Source organism: Pseudomonadota bacterium, assembly GCA_010028905.1.
Lineage (GTDB): Bacteria > Vulcanimicrobiota > Xenobia > RGZZ01 > RGZZ01 > RGZZ01.
Genome location: RGZZ01000018.1, coordinates 21549 through 27749, shown reverse-complemented (window position 1 = coordinate 27749; position 6201 = coordinate 21549). Strand labels below are relative to the sequence as shown.

The following is a 6201-nucleotide window of genomic DNA, read 5'->3' as shown; positions in this document are numbered from 1 at the left end:
GCGATGGCGGAACGGCCGGAACCGGGATCTCGTCTGCGTCTGAGTCGTCGAGCAGATCGGAATGGGTCAGGCGCTCGACCACCAGGTCGTCTCCTGCATTCTCTGGCGGCGCCGGACACGCATCGACGCGAATGATCTGAACCGTGATGTTGTCATTGCCCCCGCGTGAATTTGCAAGCGCCACAAGCGCATCGCACGCGGGCTGGGGATCTGCAGAGAGCACCGCATCGCGGATCTCATCCGGGGTCACGAGGCCGTGAAGCCCGTCGGTGCAGAGTATCATGACGTCGCCCACTCGAAGGGAGACACGCACCATATCGACCAGCACATTGGCCTTCTCGCCAAGGCAGCGCAGGAGAACGCTCCGATTGATGGAGTGCTGTGCCTCTTCCGGGGTGATCTCGCCCAGCTCGATCTGCAGCGCGACCCAGGAGTGATCGCGCGTGACCTGGTGGATCACCCCGCTGCGCACCATGTAGAGACGGCTGTCGCCCACATTTGCGATCTCGGCCTGTGCCCCACGAACCGCCGCACTGACCAGGGTCGTGCCCATCCGGAAGCACTCGGCGTTCGCCTGCGCGGTGTCGAAGATGCGACGGTTGGCTGACACAACGGCAAGACGCAGTCGCTCGGCGTCCTCGGGTACGGTGGCGTCGAAGAACTGCGAGATCGTGGTCTCTACAGCCAGCTTGCTCGCCACGTCGCCCGCCGAATGCCCACCCATGCCATCGGCGACCACAAAAAGCGAGGGGGCGCTCTCCTCTGTAGAGGCGCGAAGCCCCATGAAGTCTTCGTTGCGCGACCTGACCTGGCCGATGTGCGTGAGCGTGCCCACACTGAGCGTGGTCAGGGTCATGGCGAGACCTGAGCGGGCGTTCGCTTCATCGCTGGCGTTGCTTCATCAAGAGGTCTGACACTTCCTGCGCGAGGCGCTCCGGATGAACCACTGATGGATCAACGGCCAGGCCGCGCGCTGCGAGTGCCGCGGCTAGCCGTGCACAGGTAGGGGTGCCGAGCGCGACCGCCGGTGATCCTCGCTGGAACGCCCGCTCGAGCGGTCCGTCGAAGACCACATCTCCTTCGCTCAGGACCACGATGCGGTCGGCCATGGCGCCGATCGACTCGATGTCGTGGGTGACGACGACAATCGCCACGCCGCGACAGCGAAGCATCTCGAGCACACTGAAGAGACGGGCCTGTCCCTCGACATCGAGACCTGCCAGAGGCTCATCGAGCACGAGTACGTCCGGCTCCATCGCCAGCACACCGGCCAGCGCGACCCTTCGCATCTCTCCGCCACTCAGCGCGAGCGGGCTTCGCGCCCCGTAGGCTTCAGGGGAAAGCCCCACGAGCTCGAGCGCCTGTGCGGCGCGGACCGCACTCTCCTCGGGCGAACATCCGAGGTTGGAAGGACCGTACTGCACGTCTGCCGTGACGGTCTCTCCAAACAGCTGATGCTCGGGGAACTGAAACACGAGTCCGATGTGCCGCCGAACCTCCCACAGCTCGGCACGCGGCTCGGAGACATCTCTTCCGAGCACCACGACCCGACCGCTGTCTGCGCGGAGAATGCCGTTCAGGTGCTGCATCAAGGTCGATTTCCCAGACCCCGTGCCCCCGATCACCGCCACGCGCTCCCCTCCACGAAGCGTGAACGACACGCGATGCAACGCGGGAGACTCGAAGGGCGTGCCGCGGTTGTAGGTGTACGACACGTTCTGCACCTCGACGACGAGTGAGCGATCGCTGTCAGACGCGATGGATGCGTGCGCGGGCATCGACGCAGACACGGGCGAGCGGTGCGCGTCTCCGCCGGCCGCAGCCACAGCGTCCGCGGCCTGCTCGACGTCCATCGGCAGGGGGCGTGGCAGTGCAAATCCCGCGCGCTCGAACGCGGCAAGAACCTGCGCCATGCGAGGAAAGGGCAGCCCCAGCTGCGCCACCCGCTCCGGATCCCCCGCAAGGTCAGCGAACGACGTGTCTGACGCAATCCTTCCTGAGACAAGCACCACCACCCGCCCAGCCTGAGCGGCCTCATCGAGATCGTGGGTCACGAGCACGACACCGATGCCAGCCTCGTCGTGAAGACGACGAAGCACCCCCAGCAGGTCGGCTCGACCGCGTGGATCGAGCATCGCGGTGGGCTCGTCGAGAATGAGATAGCGCGGCTGCATGGCCAGCACAGAGGCGATGGCGATGCGCTGCTTCTGACCCCCGCTCAGGCAACCGATCTCACGATGACGAAATGACGTCATCTCGACAGCGTGGAGCGCTTCATCGATGCGCGCGCGGATCTCTTCGGGCGGAAGTCCGAGGTTCTCCGGACCGAAGGCGACCTCTTCCTCGACGACGGGTGCCACCATCTGATGGTCAGGGTTCTGGAAGACCAGTCCAACGCGTTGACGCACCTCGTAGAGGGCGTCCGCATGGCGCGTGTCGAGGCCGTCTACCGTGACACTTCCTCGGGTTGGAAGCAGCAGGCCATTCATGTGGCGCGCGAGCGTGCTCTTGCCGCTGCCATTGGCCCCCATGAGCGCCACGTACTCACCCGGGGCGATCTTCAAGGAGACGTCCCGGAGGGCCTCTACCGCACGTCCCGGCGTCCCCTCGATGGTGCACGAGACACCCACCAGCTCGATTCCCGTCACGGCAATCCTCTGCGCGCGAGAATGAAAAGAGAGCCCGGTGCTGCGCTCCAGGCTCTCTCCCCCAGGACGTGGGAAACCTCTGGGCTCAGACGAGCTCGACGAGCACCATGAGGGCGCCGTCTCCCTTGCGATTTCCGAGGCGCGTGATACGGGTGTAGCCACCCTTTCGCTCTTCCTTGCCCGGCTCCGGCAGATAGCGCGTGGCAATCTGCGAGAAGAGCTGGTTGGTCACGCTGCGATCACGAGAAGCGGAACGGCTGTGTCCCTTACGGGTGCCGAAGCGGTTCTCCGGGTCGCGGCGCGAGCGCACGACGGCAAAGATGGCACGCTTGTGCGCCAGCACCTCACCCGCTCGCTCCTTGTCACCGGCGAACCGCTGGGCCTTCTTCGCACGCTCGATGATGGTCTCTACGTAGCGCGAAAGCTCCTTGGCGCGAATCTCAGTGGTCTGGATGCGCTTGTGCTCGAGCAGTGCCGTCGCAAGGTTGCGGAGCATGCTGAGCCGATGGCCGGTCTGACGGCCGAGGGTGCGAGATTGAACACGATGTCTCATGACTATTCCTCCGAGTTGGACGGACGCAGACCGAGCCCGTACTCGACGAGCTTGTCCTTGATCTCATCGAGGGACTTCTGGCCGAAGTTCTTCAACTTCATCACGTCGTCTTCGTTGTACTGAACGAGATCGCCCACGGTGCGAACACCGGCGCGCTTGAGGCAGTTCAGGGAGCGCACAGAGAGGCCCAGGTTCTCCACGGGCATGTCGTGGATGGACGCCTCGCGCGCCTCCTCGGGAGCCGCCTCGGTCTCCTCGGGACGCTGAAGGTTGGCAAACAGGTCAAGGCGCTCCTGGAGGATGCGCGCCGCAGTACTCACCGCCTCATAGGCGAGAATCGAACCGTCGGTGTTCACCTCGAGGATGAGCTTGTCATAGTCGGTCTTCTGCAGCACGCGGGTGTCTTCCACCACGTAGTGCACCTTGTTGATGGGCGAGAAGAGGGAGTCAACGGGGATGAGACCGATGACCTGCTCCTGGCTCATCTGCTTCTCCGCCGGCACGTAGCCGACGCCGCGCTCGATGTACAGGTCCATCACCAGGCGCGCAGTGCGGTCGGTGAGCTCGGCGATGTGCAGCTCAGGGTTGAGGACCTCAACCTCTGAGTCAGGAAGGATGTCGGCAGCCGTCACCTTGCCCTCGCCCTGGGCCTCGAGGCGAAGAACCTTGCGGCGGTCGGTGTTCAGCTTGAAGCGAAGCTTCTTGATGTTGAGAACGATCTCGGTGGTGTCTTCGAGCACATGGGCAAGCGTGGAGAACTCGTGCAACACGTTCTCGATCTTCACATGCGTCACGGCCGCGCCGGGAAGCGACGACAGCAGCACGCGGCGAAGCGAGTTGCCGAGCGTGGTTCCGAAGCCTCTCTCGAGAGGCTCGATGACGAACTTGTTGTCGCCGAGATATTCGATTCGGGGATCGATGAGATCTGTCAGTTGCAACGTGAATTTCTCCTTCGGCCTGGTGTGGGAACGCTCGCCCACACACCGGTACTGAGCGGCGCTCGTGCGTCTTCTGCCGACGCACGAGCCGCCGTCGCGCCTGTGACTGCGAACAGGATCAGCGTGAGTAGAACTCGACCACCAGCTGCTCGTTGACCGGGATCTGGATCTCCTCACGGGCAGGCAGTGCGACCACGCGACCGCGGAACGCGGCGGCGTCGACCTCGAGCCACTGCGGAACGCTTCGGCCCTTGGATTCGAGACGACCGGTAACGCCCGCCACGAAGGCCTTGTAGCGCTCCTGGTTCTTGTCCTCCGCGCGCTCCTTCATCTTCATCTCGATCTCGTCGCCGATGCGAACGAGATAGGACGGGATGTTCACGCGGCGGCCGTTCACGCGGAAGTGGCCGTGGCTCACCATCTGACGCGCCTGGGTTCGCGAGGACGCAAAGCCGAGACGGTAGACGATGTTGTCAAGGCGACGCTCGAGGATGCGAAGGAAGTTCTCACCCAGAACGCCCTTCTGGCGCTCCGCCTTCACGAAGTAGTTGTGGAACTGACGCTCCCCGATGCCGTAGATCTTGCGCAGACGCTGCTTCTGACGCAGCTGGATGCCGTACTGCGAAACCTTCTTGCGCCCCTGGCCGTGCTGGCCCGGTGCATATCCGCGACGCTCCACTGCGCACTTCGGCCGATTGCCCGTGGCCGAGATGGCCACGCATCGATCACCCTTGAGAAACAGCTTCTCGCCCTCGCGGCGGCAGATTCGGCACACGGGCCCTGTGTATCTGGCCACTTGCCCTTTCCTCCTCGTTATTGGTCGGTTCTGAATTGAATGCTCGTGCGCCCTGCGGCGCGATGGTGAAGTAACGTCGGCCTTTTGGCGACAGCCGCCAGGCCCGCGATACCGCGCTGGACGAAGGTGCTAGACCCGCCGGCGCTTCGGAGGGCGGCAGCCGTTGTGGGGAATCGGCGTGCAGTCCTTGATGAGGTTGATCTCGAGACCCGCTGCCTGCAGGGAGCGGATGGCAGCCTCACGGCCTGCCCCCGGGCCCTTCACGTAGACCTCGACCGAGCGCATGCCCTGCTCCATGGCCTTGCGTGCCACTGCCTCAGCAGCGATCTGCGCCGCGAACGGGGTGCTCTTGCGCGAGCCCTTGAAGCCCATGCCGCCGGCGCTGCCCCACGCGAGGGTGTTGCCATTGGTATCGCTGATCGTCACCAACGTGTTGTTGAACGTCGACTGGATGTGGGCAACGCCGCGCGGGACGTTCTTGAGCTCTTTCTTCTTACCACGGCCGACCTTGCGAGCCATCTCGATACTCCTCTTTGAATCGTTGGGGAGAGGCGGTTCAACGTCACCGCCGAATCAGGCTGCGCACCCGCGCCTCCTGCCCTGGGAATTGCCGCGCCTACTTCTTCCGCTTCGCGCCCACCGTGCGCTTCGGTCCCTTGCGGGTGCGCGCGTTGGTGCGCGTTCGCTGGCCGCGCACCGGCAGGCCGCGGCGATGACGAATGCCGCGGTAGCAGTTGATCTCCACCAGGCGCTTGATGTTCTGCGCGATCTCGCGACGCAGGTCACCCTCCACCTTGTGATTCTTCTCGATCTCGTCACGAAGGCGAACGACTTCGTCTTCAGTCAGATCGCGCACGCGCGTTGCTGGACTGACCTTCGTGTTCTCCAGGATGTCATTGGACGTCTTGCGCCCGATGCCAAAGATGTACGTGAGCGCGATTTCGACGCGCTTCTCGCGGGGCAGATCTACGCCGGCGATACGAGCCATCTTTCCGCTCCTCCTTTAACCCTGAATCTGCTTGTGATTGGGATTCTCGCAGATCACCCGGACCTTGCCCTTGCGCAGGATGATCTTGCACTTCTCGCAACGCGGTTTGACAGACGGCTTGACCTTCATGCCAGACTTCCCTTCAATCTCGAGGTACCAATGCTCATTGCGCGACTCGGCGCATGCGTACACGTCACTTGCCGCGGCGGCTCGGCGCCGCTCTAGCTCAGCGTGAATGGCCGCTGATCTGACTCAACGCGTACAACAACGGCCTCTAG

At 63.8% G+C, this 6201-nt stretch carries 8 protein-coding genes; all 8 read right to left on the bottom strand.

Features of this window, described 5'->3' with window-relative positions:
• Positions 1-856 (bottom strand): Stp1/IreP family PP2C-type Ser/Thr phosphatase (locus tag EB084_02870; protein ID NDD27195.1); only part of this gene is annotated, 856 nt, incomplete at its 3' end.
• 25 nt (positions 857-881) lie between these two features.
• Positions 882-2855: an ATP-binding cassette domain-containing protein gene (locus tag EB084_02865; GenBank protein ID NDD27194.1), complete on the bottom strand. Its 1974-nt coding sequence runs from the start codon at positions 2853-2855 to the stop codon at positions 882-884.
• Positions 2734-3201, bottom strand: a complete 468-nt coding sequence (locus EB084_02860; protein NDD27193.1) for a 50S ribosomal protein L17 — start codon at positions 3199-3201, stop codon at positions 2734-2736. Before EB084_02860 ends, EB084_02865 begins: the two co-directional genes overlap by 122 nt.
• A gap of 2 nt (positions 3202-3203) precedes the next feature.
• Complete coding sequence (locus EB084_02855) at positions 3204-4133, bottom strand: DNA-directed RNA polymerase subunit alpha (protein ID NDD27192.1); 930 nt, start codon at positions 4131-4133, stop codon at positions 3204-3206.
• 124 nt (positions 4134-4257) lie between these two features.
• Positions 4258-4935, bottom strand: coding sequence for a 30S ribosomal protein S4 (locus tag EB084_02850; GenBank protein NDD27191.1), 678 nt, complete (start codon positions 4933-4935; stop codon positions 4258-4260).
• 129 nt (positions 4936-5064) lie between these two features.
• Positions 5065-5454 (bottom strand): 30S ribosomal protein S11, encoded by a 390-nt coding sequence (locus EB084_02845; GenBank protein NDD27190.1) that lies wholly within the window; start codon positions 5452-5454, stop codon positions 5065-5067.
• A 97-nt stretch (positions 5455-5551) separates the two neighbouring features.
• Positions 5552-5923, bottom strand: a complete 372-nt coding sequence (locus EB084_02840) for a 30S ribosomal protein S13 (protein ID NDD27189.1) — start codon at positions 5921-5923, stop codon at positions 5552-5554.
• Positions 5924-5938: 15 nt separating this feature from the next.
• Positions 5939-6052 carry a 50S ribosomal protein L36 gene (locus tag EB084_02835; protein ID NDD27188.1) on the bottom strand — a complete coding sequence of 38 codons (114 nt, stop codon included), beginning with the start codon at positions 6050-6052 and terminating at the stop codon, positions 5939-5941.
• Positions 6053-6201: the final 149 nt, after the last annotated feature.